The 16,118-nt window shown below is 43.2% G+C and carries 10 protein-coding genes; 2 read left to right on the top strand and 8 right to left on the bottom strand.

Annotation, left to right across the window (positions count from 1 at the left end; translation table 11 throughout):
* Positions 1 to 13: 13 nt before the first annotated feature.
* From N5J47_RS13375 to N5J47_RS13340, 8 genes are all read right to left on the bottom strand, one after another.
* Positions 14 to 349, bottom strand: coding sequence for a DUF3325 domain-containing protein (locus tag N5J47_RS13375; RefSeq protein ID WP_279960695.1), 336 nt, complete (start codon positions 347 to 349; stop codon positions 14 to 16).
* Entirely contained in the window at positions 349 to 2,034 is a 1,686-nt protein-coding gene (locus N5J47_RS13370; RefSeq protein ID WP_279960696.1) for a PepSY-associated TM helix domain-containing protein, read from the bottom strand. Before N5J47_RS13370 ends, N5J47_RS13375 begins: the two co-directional genes overlap by 1 nt.
* A 7-nt stretch (positions 2,035 to 2,041) precedes the next feature.
* Positions 2,042 to 2,401 (bottom strand): DUF3649 domain-containing protein, encoded by a 360-nt coding sequence (locus N5J47_RS13365; RefSeq protein WP_279960697.1) that lies wholly within the window; start codon positions 2,399 to 2,401, stop codon positions 2,042 to 2,044.
* 68 nt (positions 2,402 to 2,469) lie between these two features.
* The gene (locus N5J47_RS13360; RefSeq protein ID WP_347815014.1) at positions 2,470 to 5,322 is read right to left on the bottom strand and encodes a TonB-dependent receptor; all 2,853 of its coding nucleotides are present in this window, start codon (positions 5,320 to 5,322) and stop codon (positions 2,470 to 2,472) included.
* Positions 5,323 to 5,522: 200 nt separating this feature from the next.
* Complete coding sequence (locus tag N5J47_RS13355; RefSeq protein ID WP_279960699.1) at positions 5,523 to 6,923, bottom strand: efflux transporter outer membrane subunit; 1,401 nt, start codon at positions 6,921 to 6,923, stop codon at positions 5,523 to 5,525.
* Positions 6,924 to 6,932: 9 nt separating this feature from the next.
* Positions 6,933 to 10,040, bottom strand: a complete 3,108-nt coding sequence (locus N5J47_RS13350) for an efflux RND transporter permease subunit (protein ID WP_279960700.1) — start codon at positions 10,038 to 10,040, stop codon at positions 6,933 to 6,935.
* Positions 10,037 to 13,123, bottom strand: coding sequence for a multidrug efflux RND transporter permease subunit (locus tag N5J47_RS13345; RefSeq protein ID WP_279960742.1), 3,087 nt, complete (start codon positions 13,121 to 13,123; stop codon positions 10,037 to 10,039). Before N5J47_RS13345 ends, N5J47_RS13350 begins: the two co-directional genes overlap by 4 nt.
* A gap of 4 nt (positions 13,124 to 13,127) precedes the next feature.
* On the bottom strand, positions 13,128 to 14,339 hold the full coding sequence (locus tag N5J47_RS13340) for an efflux RND transporter periplasmic adaptor subunit (RefSeq protein WP_279960701.1): 1,212 nt from the start codon (positions 14,337 to 14,339) through the stop codon (positions 13,128 to 13,130).
* A gap of 230 nt (positions 14,340 to 14,569) precedes the next feature.
* Here N5J47_RS13340 and N5J47_RS13335 point away from each other — a divergent pair, with 230 nt between their 5' ends.
* Both N5J47_RS13335 and N5J47_RS13330 read left to right on the top strand, forming a co-directional pair.
* A complete protein-coding gene (locus N5J47_RS13335) occupies positions 14,570 to 15,085 on the top strand; it encodes a sigma-70 family RNA polymerase sigma factor (RefSeq protein WP_279960702.1) in 516 nt (171 codons plus the stop codon).
* A 20-nt stretch (positions 15,086 to 15,105) separates the two neighbouring features.
* Positions 15,106 to 16,062 (top strand): FecR family protein, encoded by a 957-nt coding sequence (locus tag N5J47_RS13330; RefSeq protein WP_279960703.1) that lies wholly within the window; start codon positions 15,106 to 15,108, stop codon positions 16,060 to 16,062.
* Positions 16,063 to 16,118 lie beyond the last annotated feature (56 nt).

Here is a 16,118-nt window from a genome sequence, read left to right as displayed (position 1 = left end):
CAAATAAATCACTTTAAATCAGGAATACAATCAAGAAAATGATGAACAAGCCCGCAACCACCCCATTTAACTGAAATAGTTTTTTAGGGTAATAGGTCAGTGTTAAACCCACTGCCAAGGCAGCAAAAGTCAAACAACCCAGCCATTCGGCCATACCAATGGAAGCACCTTTCCAGAACAGTACAAGCACTGCTGAAACAGCAAAGACAACCCAGCCAACAATTTGAAATAAACGGGTTTTCTGTTCAGTCACCTTAGCTGTAAAAATGTCTCGCTGATGCTTGTTCATACCACATGCCAGGCTACTGAAAGCAAAAACTGAGATACACCATAAAATCCATGCAGACATTAGGCTTGCTCCTCTTTCATTGCCACTTTCTTCGCTTTGACAGGCAGGCCTTGATAACGCTTTAACTTATAATAGCCATAGGCAAACAGCACACCTAGAATCAGGCATATAAGGTCAAAACTTGCCACCATCCACTGCGCATGATAAATGCTGCTCCATAGAGCGCGACCACCTGTAGCAATATTCAGGATTGGGGTAATGAGATACATTGCCGCCGCCAAAGCCAATAACTCAAGCCATGCCTGACGATGCTGACGGACAATCGCATAAATTAAAGTGGCTAACCATGTATAAAAAAATACCTTGATCTCAATAGGTGAACGCTCAGCAATTTGTACTGAAATGAAACGGTTTGACCAGAAATATGCCGCGCAGGCAATAGGCAATCCAATAATCGCCGCGACGTTCATCACCTCAACGAAGCGATGTCCAAACGGTTTATAACCGAGTTTCTGTACATCAGGCGCCCGTTTGACGGTCCATAGTATTAGCCCTGTTGCCACCATCATTGTGCCAAGCACACCTGACAAAAACAGTAGCCAGCGTAATACCGCATCCACGCCATGCGCCATATGCAGCCATGTCACCAAGGTATAAATTGCTTTTGGTGTCGAGTTTACAGGTTGGGCTTCATCAATCACCTGCCCTGTTACTCCATTAAACTTAAGCGTTGGGATACTTTCACGGTCAAGTAATGTGGTCGTGCGTGTCGCATTGAATTCAATGTCTGATTCTACCGTATTCGGTTTATTCACTCGAATATAGGCGATTGGATTATCTTTCCATTGCTGCTGAACTGAATGATTCAATGCAAGAATATCAACCATGGGTGCTGGGCTAAGCTCAGGCTTTTTGGCTTGATCATCACCTCTGCCCCGTTGCTCATCTCGACCACCGCGTTCCAGGGCCTCTTTACGTTTCTGCTCGGCCAATAAACGTGCCTGCTCAGGTGTTTTGGCCACTGGTTCATTGATGACCTGGTAAAATGCCTGTCCATCGCCATAGTTACTCTTCATTGACCAAGGCATGAATAAATACATCAATAATAAAAGGCCACTAAAGGTAATCATGATATGAAAAGGTAATGCAAACACGGCAGTTGCATTATGGGCATCTAGCCAGGAACGCTGTCCCTTTGCGGGACGAAAAGTAAAGAAATCCTTAAAAATCTTTTTATGGGTAATGATGCCACTGATAATGGCAACAAACATAAACATTGTGGCAATCCCCACAATCCAGCGCCCCCAAATGCGGTCCATGCCATACAGTTCAAAATGGAAACGATAGAGAAAACCTCCACCCCGTGTTTCCCTTGCCTTGATTTCCTGTCCTGTTGCGGCATCCAGATAAATTTCCCCACCACGGCGGCGGCTTTCCCCTGCTTTGCGAATATTTAAAGTAATGGCGGGTTGGCGTTCATTGGCAAATCGGATATTCCAGCTTTCGGCTTTTTGTCCCTTTTCATTCAGGTATTGCAAAGCATAATTGAGTTGCTGTTGCTGTGAGGTATAATTGATTGATTGATGCAGTTCAGGTTTCATCCAGACCGTGATTTCATTCTGGAAAAAACTCAGGGTTCCTGTTAAAAATACGGCATAAAGCAGCCAGCCAAGCAACAGGCTAATCCATGTATGCAGCCATGACATCGACTGGCGTGCGCCCTCGTTCTTACCATCAGTACGCATAATACACTTATCCCTTGATCAGCCAGTAAACCACGGTCATCAATACACTGGGCAAAATCACGCCCAACCATGCCTTTAAAGTCGAGCTGACCATAAACACCCAAATGAACACACCACAATGCAGGATAAAAGCCAGCATGGTGGCACTCATCACTGCATTGGCTTTTAAGGGTTCGCTATGAAAAAACTCGCCCATCAACATCGCTGCAATTGCGGCAAAATAATAACCACCAAAGAGAGCCAAAATAAATCGGAAGAAAATCATGACGCGATAGCGAATGATTGACTTCTTATCCGTTTTTACTTTTTTGGAAGATATTTTGGTTGGAACAGGCTGTTCCACGGGAGCGATCAGATCAGTAGTCATAAAAAAGATTCCAAAAATAAAAAATGACTACTATTCGAACGATAATAGTCATTTCATTTATTCACTGATTAGAAAGAGAATTTAAGATTCAGATAGTATTGACGACCACGTGGATCGCTATATTTGCTGATATATCCAGATGAACTGGACATATCCACGGTGTAGTCATTAAACAAGTTTTGGATACCAAAACCTACTTCTGCCGCTTTAACCATGTTTCGTTTTGATAAAGGTAATTTTGCTTTTGCAAACACATCATGGTAAATCTGATCCTTGATCTTTAATTCAGTTGCATTCTGGCCTGTCTGATTCAGAATCGCTGAGGCATTCTCAATGGTGTAAGCACCATAATACTGAGCAGCCCAACCAAAGCCCCATGTATCATTTGGCTGTAAATAGATTGAAGCATTGGCACGATGTTTTAACGGATAGTCTGCACTATTGCTGCCAATAGACACAAAATCAGTTATAGGGGAGGTGACTGAATCCTGTTGTAGATATTCTTTTACATAGGTATACCCAAGATTCAACAAGGTATTCCCAATTAGACTATCAAAAGCATAATTGAGATTGGTATCAATCCCCTTGGTCTTTAAACCTAAAGCATTAAATGAAGTAGTATCAATCGATTCAACATTACCATTGGCATCACGCTTTACCCGATCAGCGTACTTCCCCTGATTATCCAAAATGTATTGGGCTGCAACAGAAGTAATATTGTTGGTTTTTTTAATTTGATAGTAGTCTACAGATAAACGCAGGTTCTCAATCATTTCAGGGGTTAAGACCATACCAAAATTATAACTTTTTGATTTTTCTGGCGTGATATTCGGATTCCCCCCAGAAATAATATCAGTGTCTGTACCCAACATCTTACCTGTAACAGGGTCTTTTAAAGAGGTACTGGTATTTTCAGCAATTGTTGGCAAGGCTAATTGACCAACCGTGGGTGTTACAAAACCCTCACTATATGATGCACGGAACATGACTTGATCATTTGGTACAAACTTAAAACCAATGGTTGGTGTAATCGCATCAAATTTAGCTGTGCCAGAGTCGCTATAACCCAATAAGTTAGACTTATAACCTGTGGTGGAGTCAGCTTTAGAATCGTATTGAGGTACTTTTGCCGAAACTTTGAAATCTTCATAGCGTGTTGCCAATTGCATCTCAAGCGACTTGGCAAAAGTAATATTTTGTTCAGGTGAAATCAATGGCACATTAAATTCTGCATAAACACTTGATGTCTGGGTTTTTCGCTCTGTTGGTTTAACCCATGGATTGTCTACATATTGATGGTCAGCAAAACCCTCGCTTTCATAACGACGGTGTTCAATCCCTGTTGCCAGTTGAATATCCCCCGCGTACCAAGTGGCAATTGGGCCTGTTGCACGAATTGACATATCATTGAGGGTTTGCTGGGTATTGTTTTTGGTGTAATGCCAATATTTCTGGATCAGGTCTGTTGACTTGTTTGTATAGTCTTCAATAAAGTCAATTGAATTACTTGCGGTATCCTTGTTCCACTGCACCGCTTTTGGATTTGTTGTTCCTTTGCGGATATAACGTTGGCGAATATCAGATTTACTCCACGCATAATCCGCAGACAGTAGCCATTCAGGCGTTAAATCAAAAGTAAAACCCGTGGCAGCTTTCTTCTGTGTTGTCTGGAAAGTATCTTTAGACCATGCGCCAAAACTATCTGCACCAAGAACATAGTTCACCAGAATATCCTTGCCAAAGGGATTGTGTGGACTATTTTTACTGACCGTGACCACACCATAGCCATGTGGTGCATCATTATAGCCCCAACCCTTTTCTCGCTCATAACCTGCTTCAAGAAAGACATTTAAGCGATCAGTAAAATCACGATTGATGGAAAGCCCCACAGATTCTGTATCAGTATCATATAGGATTGGTGAATTTCCAGACCACGCTGTTACTCCCGACCCTAATCCCAATGCATAACCCTGACCCAAGTGATTTACATTTCCATCCCAACCCGCTGGAATATGGGCAATGGAAGATCCCCATCCAGACATCAACTCTGACCCATCCTTTGTACGAATGTTGGTTAGATTTCCAGGAGGAGGATTATTGGCCACAGTATTGTCTTTTGTTGTCCCATAAATCACATCTGGATTATTTTTTAAAATATTCTGACGCTCTTTATTTTTATAAGGACGCTCCCTAACCAATAACCCATCCTGATCTTTTTTAGAGGCTGTCAACATGACATGGGTACGACCATCTTCCAGGGAAAAACCTGAAACCACATTCAATGACTTAACAGGTTGCTTGTTATCCGTCGTATCCGTATAGCGCAAATCAATATCAGTACCCACATAATCCTTGCGCAGAATGACATTAATCACCCCACCTACAGCTCCACTTCCATAAATCGCTGCTGCTGAGGTAGGTAATACTTCAATACGCTCAATCGCTGCCAAAGGAATATTATTTAAGTTGGGTTGCTGGGTTGACTCTGCTGTACCACGGTTACCTGTACCTGCGCTACGGCGGCCATTAATCAAGACCAAAGTCTGGCTTGCCCCCAAGCCCCGTAAGTTAATTTGGCTGGAGGTTGCGGTGAAATAACTTGAATTGTTGGTTGAAGTTGCCATGGGTAGTAACTTGGCAATCGCTTCGGTGACAGTGGTTGCACCTGATCGTTCCAGTTCTTCCTGGGTAATCATGGTATATGCCTGCACATCATTTTCTGTACGGGGAATATCCATATTGCCAGACTTATAGGCAACTTCTTCCTTGCCTGCGGTCACAGCAATTGTTGGTAATGTTGCCGTGCCTTGCTGGGCATCCTGGGCACATGCCATGGATGAAAAAATAACCCCTACAACAGAAATATAAAGTTTCGTTCTTAAGAAAGTAGGAGGAATGAGAGAGAGGTTTTTATTGATCATTACATCGACCTTAAAAATTGCTTAAAAATTTTCATAAATCATACATTAAATAAATAAAATAACAATATAAATGATAATCATTATTATTAATTTTACATAAAAATTCTACCATTTAGTCATAATTGTTCCACATAGATTTAGAACTTCTGGTAAAAAACATTGTTCTGTCTATCAGTTCAAATGTTTAATCATGATTAATATTATTCAGGAATAGACGTTCCTCCCCCCAATGCAGCCACCAACTGAGCAGAGTTTTTTATATGGGATTGTTGGAGTTCCAATAGACGCTCTTCCGCACCCAATCGTAAATTCTGTGCAGTTGCCACCTCCAGATAGCTGACTAAACCTGCCTTATAACGTTGGGTTGCAACTCGCTCATTTTCAATTGAAAGCTTTAAAAGCTGCTGTTGTTCCTCAAGCTGTAATTGAAAGTTCGTTGCCTGAATCAATCCATCTTCAACTTCTTTCCATCCCGTTAAAACAGCATGTTTATAGGCTGCAAGTTTTTCCTCATAATTGGCTTGTGCCTGTTTAAGCACTGCGTTACGTTTGCCACCATCATATATCGTACCCATGGCTTTTATACCAATCGACCAGATCGACTGAGGCGACTGAAATAGCGTACTAAATACCTGACTATTCAGTGCGGTATCCAGACCAATGCTAATATCAGGCAACCATGCTGTTTGCGCCAATCCAAGCTGGGCATGGGTCAAAGCGAGTTCCCGTTCACTACTGATAACATCGGGGCGTTGGCTCAAGAGACGACTGGGAATTTGTGTTGGTATTTTCGGCGTATTAAATTGATAAGCAGCTTTATTTAAATCAAAGTCAGCCACACTTTTCCCAAGTAAAATAGCCAAGATATTTTCTTGTAAGTAGCGGTTACGCTGTGCTTCTAACTGCTGAGTCACCACTTGCTTCAGTTGAGTTTCTGCCTGAATCACATCGGCACGTGCAATCAGTCCAGCTTGATGTTGTTGCTGTAAAATACGTACCGAACGTTCATAACTCTGTTGTGTCTGTTTAAGTACATCAAGTTTTGCATCGTATAAGCGGATGTTCCAATAACTATCCGCTGCTAGTAACTGTTGGCTCAGTTTTATTGCGGCCAAATCCGCAGCCGAAGCCTGCATATTGGCCTGTTGTCCCTCGATTGCTTTAGCAATACGTCCCCACAGATCAGGTATCCAACTGGCGGTTAAATTGCTACTAAACTGGCGATTGGTGCCAAGATTTTTAGTTTCACCACGATTTGCACCAGCCGCCAGATTCAACGTTGGCGAATAAGCTGCACCTTGTTCATCTAGCAACGCGATGGCATGTCGATATCGTGCTTCAGCTTGTTGTACAGTTAGATTCTGCTGATTGAGTTGCTGTATCAATCCTGACAATATCGGGTCATGGTAAATTTCCCACCACGCCTGTTTTTCGGTTGAAAGTGTCGATACTTCAACCCATTTCAAACCTGCATATTTATATTGCTCCGCACTCTGAATCACTGGCTTTTCATAGGTCGCAGGTCTAAGTGCCGAATGACAAGCCGTCAAGAACATGATGTAACTCAGGCTCATAGAAAGTGTGAATACTGTTTTTTTCATAAAGACTTCCTATTTGCTCCAATGAAAAACATTAAATTTCATCATCAAGTTTTTAAACAACTGAGCAATGTTTTCCAAAATTAAATACATCACAGGTGTGGTATACAAGGTTAAAAGTTGCCCCAAAGCCAGTCCACCGACGATGGCAACACCTAAAGGCTGGCGCATTTCAGCACCCTCGCCCCAACCCAATGCCAGCGGGATTGCCCCCAATAAAGCAGCCGTGTTGGTCATCAGAATAGGACGAAAACGTAAAGTCGCTGCCGCAATGACGGCATCCATCGCCGTGTGACCTTGACGGCGTTGTTGAATAGTAAAATCAATCAACAATATGGCATTCTTCACCACAATCCCGATCAGTAAAAACAGGCCTAATAAGGCAATCAGACTAAACGGAATGTTAAACAACCATAAACTGAATAAAGCCCCCAAAGCAGCCGTTGGAATGGTCGATAGAATCGTAAACGGGTGCACAATACTTTCATAAGTCACACCAAGAACAATAAAAATCAGCATGATCACTGCAACAATCAGAGCAGGTGTACTGAGCCCTGCCTGTAGGCTTTCACTTTCCACATCTCGATCTGTGGTTATAAAAATCTCTTTAGGCAACATGATCTTGGGCAACACACTCCGAATCGCGGCATCAGCCTGTTCATAGCTATAGCCATTCTTCACCACATAGCCGACACCCATTGCTGCATATTGATTACGGCGATGAACTCGATCGTTACTAATCCCATAAGACCATGTGGCGAAATTGCTTAAAGGCACAGACTCGCCTTGTTGATTAGGTACTTTGATATTTGCCAAGGCTTCGGGATGTTCGGTAAAATGACGATCCACCTCCATCACCACATGAAACTGATCATTCTGATCATAAATAGTTGAAATCTGGCGCTGTGAAAAGGAGTTATTCAGCACACTGGCAATACCGTCAATATCGACACCTAAACGCTTTGCTGCTTCACGATCAATATCCAACGTGACATGCTGTGCCCCCTCATCGCCCTGTGTCTCGACTTCGTCTAACTCAGGCAGTTTTTTCATGGCTTCGGCAACTTTAGGCGCCCATTCACGCAGCAAGCTCACATGATCCGATTGCAGCAAAAGTAGATATTCCTGAGCATTGCCACTGGAAAAAGGATCATCCAACTGTAAATCCTGTTCAACACTGGCAGAAAAAACGGCACCTGCCTGCCAAGGCGCATTGCGCTTTAAGCGTTCAACCACCTCTTTGGAGCTTAATCCATCTCGTTCGGCTTTCGGTTTAAGACTTACCATCAGAAATGAGTTGGTCATCCCACCTCCACCGCCTGAGGTACCCACCACATCCTGAACCTCAGGATCGGCAATCAGGGCTTGGGTAAAAGCAGCAATTTTAGGCTGCATAATTTGAAAAGAGAAACCATCATCACCCCGAATGAATGCCCCAACACGCCCTGTATCCTGTTCGGGCAACACGCGTTTGGGCAGTAAATCATATAAATAGACTGAGGCAATGATTGCACCTAGCCACAGCACCACGATGAGATAGCCATGCTTTAACACCCACCTTAAAGAACCAATATAAGACTGGGTTAACGTTTGAATAAAATCATGACTATAACGATAAAGTTTTTGCGGCTGATGCTTGCTCAAAGGCTTTAAACAACGTGCCGATAAGCTCGGGGTTAAAACAAGAGAAACAAACACAGAGAGTACAATCACAAACACCAAGGTCAGCGAAAACTCTCTAAACAGGCGTTCAATCACGCCGCCCATAAACAAAACAGAAAGGAAAATCACCATCAATGCCAAGTTCATGGCGATCAAAGTAAAACCAACTTCCTGAATACCTTTTACAGCCGCTTGGAGTGGAGCACATCCCTGTTCGATATATCGCTCAATATTTTCTAACACCACAATGGCATCATCCACGACCAAGCCAATGGCGACAATCATCGCCATAATCGAAAGATTATTGAGAGAAAAATCAGCCAGATAAATCAGACTACAAACACCAACCAAGGTGACCAGCAATGCCATCGCTGGAATCACGGCACTTTGCAATCGCCCCAGCATCAATACCACCACGATCACAACCAACAGCATGGAGAAAATCAAGGTATCCCGTGCTTCACTCAAACTGGCACGTACAATATTCGAGCCATCCATCACCACAGTTAATTTTGCATCACTTGGGATTAATCGACTTAGAGCAGGCAATCTGGCCTGAATCTGATCAATCATGGCAATGGTATTGGCATTTGGCTGACGGCTGATTTTTAAAATAACCGCAGGCTGACCATTATGAAAACCACTGACATAACGGTTTTCAACTGAGTCCGTCACCTCCGCAATATCTTTTAAACGTACCATGCCAGCATCAGTTTGCTTAATCACCAGATTGGCAAAATCCTGCGCTGTTTTTAACTGGGTTGAGAGCGCCACTTGCCAACGCAATTGTTGCTGTTCAACCACACCCAATGCTTGCACCACATTACTGCTCGCAACTGCCTGTCGCACCTGTTCTAATGAAACGCCCATAGAAATCAGTGCATTTGGATTAATGGTTATGCGCACGGCAGGCATGGAGGCGCCATCAATCTCCACTTCACCAACACCACCGATCTGCGCCAAATTGGGCTGTAATTGATTGGAGGCAATCTCATACAGCTTGCCCGCTGAAAGCTGTGGTGAACTCAGCGCCAAATAGAAAATGGGGCTTTGGCTGGGATTAATTTTGAAATATTCAGGCGGGCTGGGCATACCTGAGGGTAACTGTGACATTGCTACATTAATCGCAGCCTGAACCTCACGTGCCGCTTCGTTGATATCGGTATTTAAATCAAAATGTAAAACCACCTGTGTCGAACTTTGATTACTGGATGAGTTAATCGCCTTTACCCCAGACACGCCCATCATGGCACGTTCCAAAGGGGTCGCCACCGTTGCGGACATACTTTCGGGGCTTGCGCCTGGTAAATTAGCACGTACCACAATGGTTGGAATATCTGCCTGTGGCAGTGCCGCAACAGGCAAGCGCCAATAAGCCAATATCCCAAGCAGGACAATGGCAGTTGCAAGTAAAATACTGGCTACAGGACGATGAATAAAAATAGACAGCAGGTTCATTCGCATGTCCCTGCCTGATTTGATACGACAGATTTATCTTGATCCTGCTTTAGTCCATCAAAAAACAGGTACACCACAGGTGTGGTAAATAAGGTTAAAACCTGACTCAGCAATAAGCCGCCCACCATCACAATCCCTAAAGGCTGGCGTAACTCAGCGCCTGAACCTGAAGCGAGCATCAGTGGAATTGCACCAACCAATGCGGCCAGTGTGGTCATCAGGATGGGACGAAAGCGTAATAATGCAGCCTGATAAATCGCCTGTTCAGCAGATAAGCCCTGATTGCGCTGGGCAGCCAAGGCAAAATCAACCATCATGATGCCGTTCTTCTTGACCAGACCAATCAACAAGATAATCCCAATCAGGGCGATCATATCCAGTGGTTGATTGACCATAAACAGTGCCAACAAAGCACCAATCGCAGCGGATGGCAAAGTAGAAAGAATAGTAATCGGGTGAATAAAACTCTCGTAAAGCATTCCCAAAACAATGTACATGGTCACAATGGCGGCAATCACTAACCACAAGGTATGCTGCTGAGAATTTTTAAACGCTGCTGCCGCACCTTGTAATTGCAAATCTAGCTCAGGAGGCAAATCAAGATTTTGCCGAACCTGCTCAATCGCTTCAATTGCCTCACCTAAGGAGACATCCTTGGCCAAATTAAAAGAAATCCCAACCGCAGGAAATTGAGACTGGTGCTGTAAAATAATCGGTGCATGTTGTTGCACAATAGTTGCAACCGCACTCAACAAGATTGCCTGTCCCTGTTTGTTATGAATATAAGTTTGGTTTAGCGCTTCAATGCCTTGAGTTAATTTAGGGTCGAGTTCCAGTACAATTCGATATTGATTTGACTGAGTATATAAAGTCGCTATTTGGCGTTGCGCAAATAAATTTTGCAAAGCCAAACTAATATCTTCAACGCTTAGCCCTAAACGTGCTGCTGCATCACGATTGACCTCAATATAGGCTTGCAAACCCTGCCCCGAATCTTCACTGGTGACCTCTACAAAGGCAGCATGTTGTGCCAATGCCTGTACCAGTTTAGGTGTCCACTGCTCTAATAGCTGGGCTTTCGGTGCAGTCAAACTCAGTTGATATTGGGTACGGCTAATTTTGTCTTCAATACTTAACTCTTGTACAGGTTGCATCCAACCTTTGATTCCCTGAACTTGGGCAAAGTCTTCACGTAACCGAGCAATCACTTCAGCAGCTTGATCACGTTCAGCATGCGGTTTTAAATTGATCAGAATACGTCCATTACTTAACTTTGGATTATTGGCATCTATACCAATAAAGGAGGACAAACTGGCCACCGCAGGATCTTTTAGAATGACGTTTGCCAACGCATGTTGACGTTCACTCATCGCCTGAAAAGAAATCTGATCTGGTGCTTCAGTTACGACTTGAATCACACCATTGTCCTGAACAGGGAAAAAGCCTTTAGGGATAAACCAATATAGAAGTCCTGCCAAAACCACCGTTGCAAACATCACCATTAGGGTCAAGGTTTGATGTCGCAGCACCCATTGTAGTAATTTGGCATAGTGCCCAATCACACAATCAAGATTCCATCGACTCGTTTTCTCTGTATGCTTTGCCGAGTCTTTGAGTAGATAGGCACACATCATTGGAGTTAGTGTCAGCGATACTAGCAGTGAAATTGCAATCGCAGCAGCCAATGTCACCGCAAATTCATGGAATAAACGTCCAACCACATCCCCCATAAACAGCAAAGGAATCAAAACTGCGATCAGGGAAACCGTGAGTGAAATCAGGGTAAAACCAATTTCCTTGGAGCCTTTTAAAGCCGCCTGTAACATACTTTCCCCAGACTCCCGATGCCGTGCAATGTTCTCTAGCATCACAATGGCATCATCCACCACAAAACCCGTGGCAATGGTCAGCGCCATTAAAGTCAAATTATTGACCGAGAAACCAAGGAAATACATCAATACAAAGGTACCAATAATCGACAGTGGCACAGCAACACTTGGAATCAGGGTTGCGGCAAAATTGCGCAAGAATAAGAATGTAACCAGCACTACCAAACAAACGGCGAAAACCAATTCTTTTTGTACATCTTTAATTGAGCTACGAATGCTTTCAGTGCGATCAGTCAACACACGGATATGCACGTTATCTGGGAGATTTTGTTGCAGCTCGGGTAGTATTTTTTTGATTTGATCAGCCACTTCGATCACATTGGCATTCGGCTGGCGCTGTATATTGACTAAAATCGCAGATTGGCTATCTGCCCATGCCGCCATATAACGATCTTCACTGCCCTCAATGACTTGCGCAACATCTTTTAAACGAATCGGTGCGCCATTATTCCAACGTAAAATTAAATTCTCATAGTCTGCAACGGAACGCATCTGATCATTGGCATCGAGCATGGTAGAACGGTACGGCCCATCAAAACTGCCTTTGGGTTGATTAGCATTGGCTGCCGAAATCGCAGCGCGGACATCTTCTGTACTCAACTTAAACGCGGCCAATGCACTCGGATTCATCTGTACCCGAATCGCTGGACGCTGCCCGCCAGCCAAACTGACCATGCCCACACCCGAAAGTTGGGATAGCTTTTGTGCCACTCGGGTATCAACCATGTCGTAGACTGTGGTTAATGGCAAGGTATCTGAACTAATCGCCAATGTAATGACCGGCACATCGGCAGGATTGACCTTGCGATAAATCGGCGGTGTCGGTAAATCATTTGGCAATTTGCTGCTGGCGGTACTTAAAGCCGACTGCACTTCTTGCTCAACGATCCCCAGTTCAGCACTCAGTTCAAATTGTAGGGTAATCACAGATGCACCGACTGAACTACTGGATGACATTTGTTTTAAGCCAGCAATCTTGCCCATTTCCCGTTCTAAAGGTGAAGTGATGGTGCGCTGGACAGTGTCTGGGTTTGCCCCAGGTTGAAAGGTATAAATCTGAATAATAGGATAATCGACCTGCGGCAAGGCAGACACAGGTAATAAACGCCAGACCAGTAAGCCACTGAAAAACAGTGCCAACATCAATAATGTGGTTGCTACGGGTCGCAGGATAAAGAATCTTGAGATATTCATTTGATTATCCAGCCACAGTTTTTGCTTGCGCTGGATGTGCATGATCATCCTGAACCACCTGAACTTTCTGCCCCTCTGAAAGGCGGTCAATGCCTTCTAAAACGACACGCTCATTGCCTTGTAAACCTTCAATAATTTCCGTTTTCCCTTGTGAAACCATACCCAGTTTAAGCATCCGAACCTCGGCTTTATTTTCTTTATTGATAATATAGACATAGGTTCCTTTTGCCCCATGCTGAATAGCATCACTTGGCAAATGCACAGCATTATGCAGTGTCTTGGCATTTAAACGAACATTGACGAATTGATTAGGAAATAAAGCATCATCAGTATTGGCAAAGGCAGCTTTAACTTTAAGCGTCCCTGTATTGAGATCAATTTGATTATCCAGTGCTTGTACCGAACCTGTAGCCAGTTGTTTTTGTTCGGTACGATCCCAAACACTCACACGGATACTTTGTTTATTTTTAGACGCTTCACGAACAATATCCAGATAGTTTTCAGCCACTGCGAACTGGACATAGATAGGATGAACCTGAGTAATACTCAACAGACCTGTTACTTCATTGGCCTGTATCAAATTGCCAGCATCTTTCAGGCGAAACCCGACCCGACCATCAATCGGCGCATAAATTTTGGTATAGGATAGTTGCAGTTTGGCTGCATCGACCTGTGCCTGATTGGCCTGTATTTGTCCCTTAAGCTGATTCACCAATGCTTGTTGTTGATCAACCTGTTGCTTGGCAATCGAGTCCTGTTTATATAGCAATTGATAACGTACCAATTCGCTCTGTGCATTGTGTAACTGAGCCAAGTTTTGTTGCTGTGTACCTTGAGCCTGAGCCAATGCGACCTGAAATGGCGTAGGGTCAATCTGTGCCAGTAACTGCCCTTTCTGAATGTATTGCCCCTCTTGAAAATAGATTTTTTGCAATACACCTGAAACCTGACTTTGTACATTGACCAAATTAGCAGGAACGACTGTACCAATCGCTTTAATCTCAAGTTGCAAGTCGCCTCGCTGCACCCCCACCACACGCACAGGAACGGGTTTGCTCCATTGGCTAAACGAGTCCTGTTTTTCAGCCTGAGATTTTTTCCAGAAATTCCAGCCCCCCAATATTAGGAACATTAAAAGGATAAGTCCTATCAGCCATTTGATTTTATTCTGCTGAGAATGTGGTTGTGTTGTTAAATCAAGAGGTTGCTTACTCATTACATTCTCTACTTGGTCAAACTAAAAAGCATTCATCAGGTGGAAGATCAGGGAAACAAAAAGTCCCTCTATTGGATTAGTCGAATAACACGCCAAACCAGATCATTTCTTTATGTAAAAGTTTGTATACAATTCTATTGATATTAAGAACAATTATCATTATTATTTAAAAACATTTTTAAATTCTCCTTTAATTGCACATCTTCCAGCCAATTTGTGGACTCCCTGCTATGAACCTGAATGTAGAAAAACAGTTATGGTTTAGTGAAATTTATCGGTCTCAACAAACCACCTTGCTGTTATGGTTTAAACATAAGCTCCAGCATCACCATCAATCAGAAGACCTGAGTCAGGAAGTTTTTTATCGTGCCTTAAAAAGTGAATATTGCTTTGAAAAAATTAAGGAACCTCAGGCATGGCTGATGGGAATCGCCAAGCATGTGATTATTGACCATTGGCGACGCCAGCATGTGGAATATCTTTATCTGGATGCCCTGGCACAACTGCCCGAAGAATACTCTCCATCGGCTGAACATGAGGTGTGTATCAGGGAAACCTTGTATCAGGTTCACTTAATGCTGGAAAAACTTCCGACTCGTACAGCCCAGGTATTTTTAATGTCGCAACTGGATGGCATGACCTATCGAGCCATTAGCGAAAAAATGAATATTTCCGAAGCAACTGTAAAAAGAGATATGAAACAGGCTTTTCTGGCCTGCATAAGCCTTTATAATCATGTAAGTTAAACGCATCAATTATTGCCGCTATGTCTCATTTCTCTAAAATTCCACCTCATGTCTTGGACGCAGCCGCAGACTGGCTGGTGCTATTACATTCTGGGGAAATGACAGAAATCCAGCAGCAACAATTTGAACAATGGAAAGCAGAAAAAAAACAACATGCTTTAGCGATTCAACAGATTGAAAAATTCACGCAAGGCTTAACAGGACTTGCAAATGACTTTCCCTCTGAATCTTTAGTTCAGTCAAATCAAAAATTTAACCAGACGACAAAACGGAATATGCTGTTCAGCCTTTCAGGACTATTTGTACTGGGTTTAGCGATGTATTTGATGCCTTGGGCAAAATGGCAATCTGACTATCATACTGAAATTGGTGAAATTAAAACCATTCCCTTAAAAGATGGTTCACAGTTAATTTTGGCAAGTGATAGTTATATTCAGGTGAATTTTTCCCAGCAGATTCGGCAGATTAAACTGATTGAAGGTGAAATTTATATTCAGACTGCGAAAGACCCTCAACATCGTCCATTTATGGTTGAAACCCAGAATGGCTCTGTCGAAGCACTGGGTACCCAGTTTACAGTTCGTCAGGAACATCGCGAACAAACAAAAGTGAAAGTATATCAACATGCCGTTGCCATCCAGCCGCAGGCCTCTTCCCAACGTCAGATTCTGCAACAGGGTCAGCGCGCTTTTTTCGATAGCAGTCATATTTCAAAACCAATTGCCCTTGAAAATGACAAACCCTATTGGACACAGCAGCTTTTGGTGGTAGAACAATGGCCATTGCAAAAAGTTCTTGATGAACTTTATCGTTATAAGAAAGGTACTTACTTCATTGATCCTGAGCTAAAAGATATCCATATTTCTGGGGTATTTTCACTGCAAAACACCCAGCAAAGCCTGGAAACACTGGCATATACCCATCAGCTTGAGCTGAGCTACTATAGCCCTTATCTATTAAAAATAAAAAAAAGATAAAAACTTGATCCTTTTTATGGGCTGATCCGACTTATAGAGAAATATACTCCCAGTCG

This window comes from Acinetobacter sp. GD03645 (genome assembly GCF_029845285.1).
GTDB classification, from domain to species: domain Bacteria; phylum Pseudomonadota; class Gammaproteobacteria; order Pseudomonadales; family Moraxellaceae; genus Acinetobacter; species Acinetobacter corruptisaponis.
This window is presented reverse-complemented; position numbering and strand designations above follow the sequence as displayed.

What these genes read in the sequence shown, in the direction of transcription:
- N5J47_RS13335 (WP_279960702.1), top strand. Translation starts at nt 14,570, where the DNA reads ATGAACCTGAATGTAGAAAAACAGTTATGGTTTAGTGAAATTTATCGG.
- N5J47_RS13340 (WP_279960701.1), bottom strand. Translation starts at nt 14,339, where the DNA reads ATGAGTAAGCAACCTCTTGATTTAACAACACAACCACATTCTCAGCAG.
- N5J47_RS13370 (WP_279960696.1), bottom strand. Translation starts at nt 2,034, where the DNA reads ATGCGTACTGATGGTAAGAACGAGGGCGCACGCCAGTCGATGTCATGG.
- N5J47_RS13330 (WP_279960703.1), top strand. Translation starts at nt 15,106, where the DNA reads ATGTCTCATTTCTCTAAAATTCCACCTCATGTCTTGGACGCAGCCGCA.
- N5J47_RS13345 (WP_279960742.1), bottom strand. Translation starts at nt 13,123, where the DNA reads ATGAATATCTCAAGATTCTTTATCCTGCGACCCGTAGCAACCACATTA.
- N5J47_RS13375 (WP_279960695.1), bottom strand. Translation starts at nt 349, where the DNA reads ATGTCTGCATGGATTTTATGGTGTATCTCAGTTTTTGCTTTCAGTAGC.
- N5J47_RS13350 (WP_279960700.1), bottom strand. Translation starts at nt 10,040, where the DNA reads ATGAACCTGCTGTCTATTTTTATTCATCGTCCTGTAGCCAGTATTTTA.
- N5J47_RS13365 (WP_279960697.1), bottom strand. Translation starts at nt 2,401, where the DNA reads ATGACTACTGATCTGATCGCTCCCGTGGAACAGCCTGTTCCAACCAAA.
- N5J47_RS13355 (WP_279960699.1), bottom strand. Translation starts at nt 6,923, where the DNA reads ATGAAAAAAACAGTATTCACACTTTCTATGAGCCTGAGTTACATCATG.
- N5J47_RS13360 (WP_347815014.1), bottom strand. Translation starts at nt 5,322, where the DNA reads ATGATCAATAAAAACCTCTCTCTCATTCCTCCTACTTTCTTAAGAACG.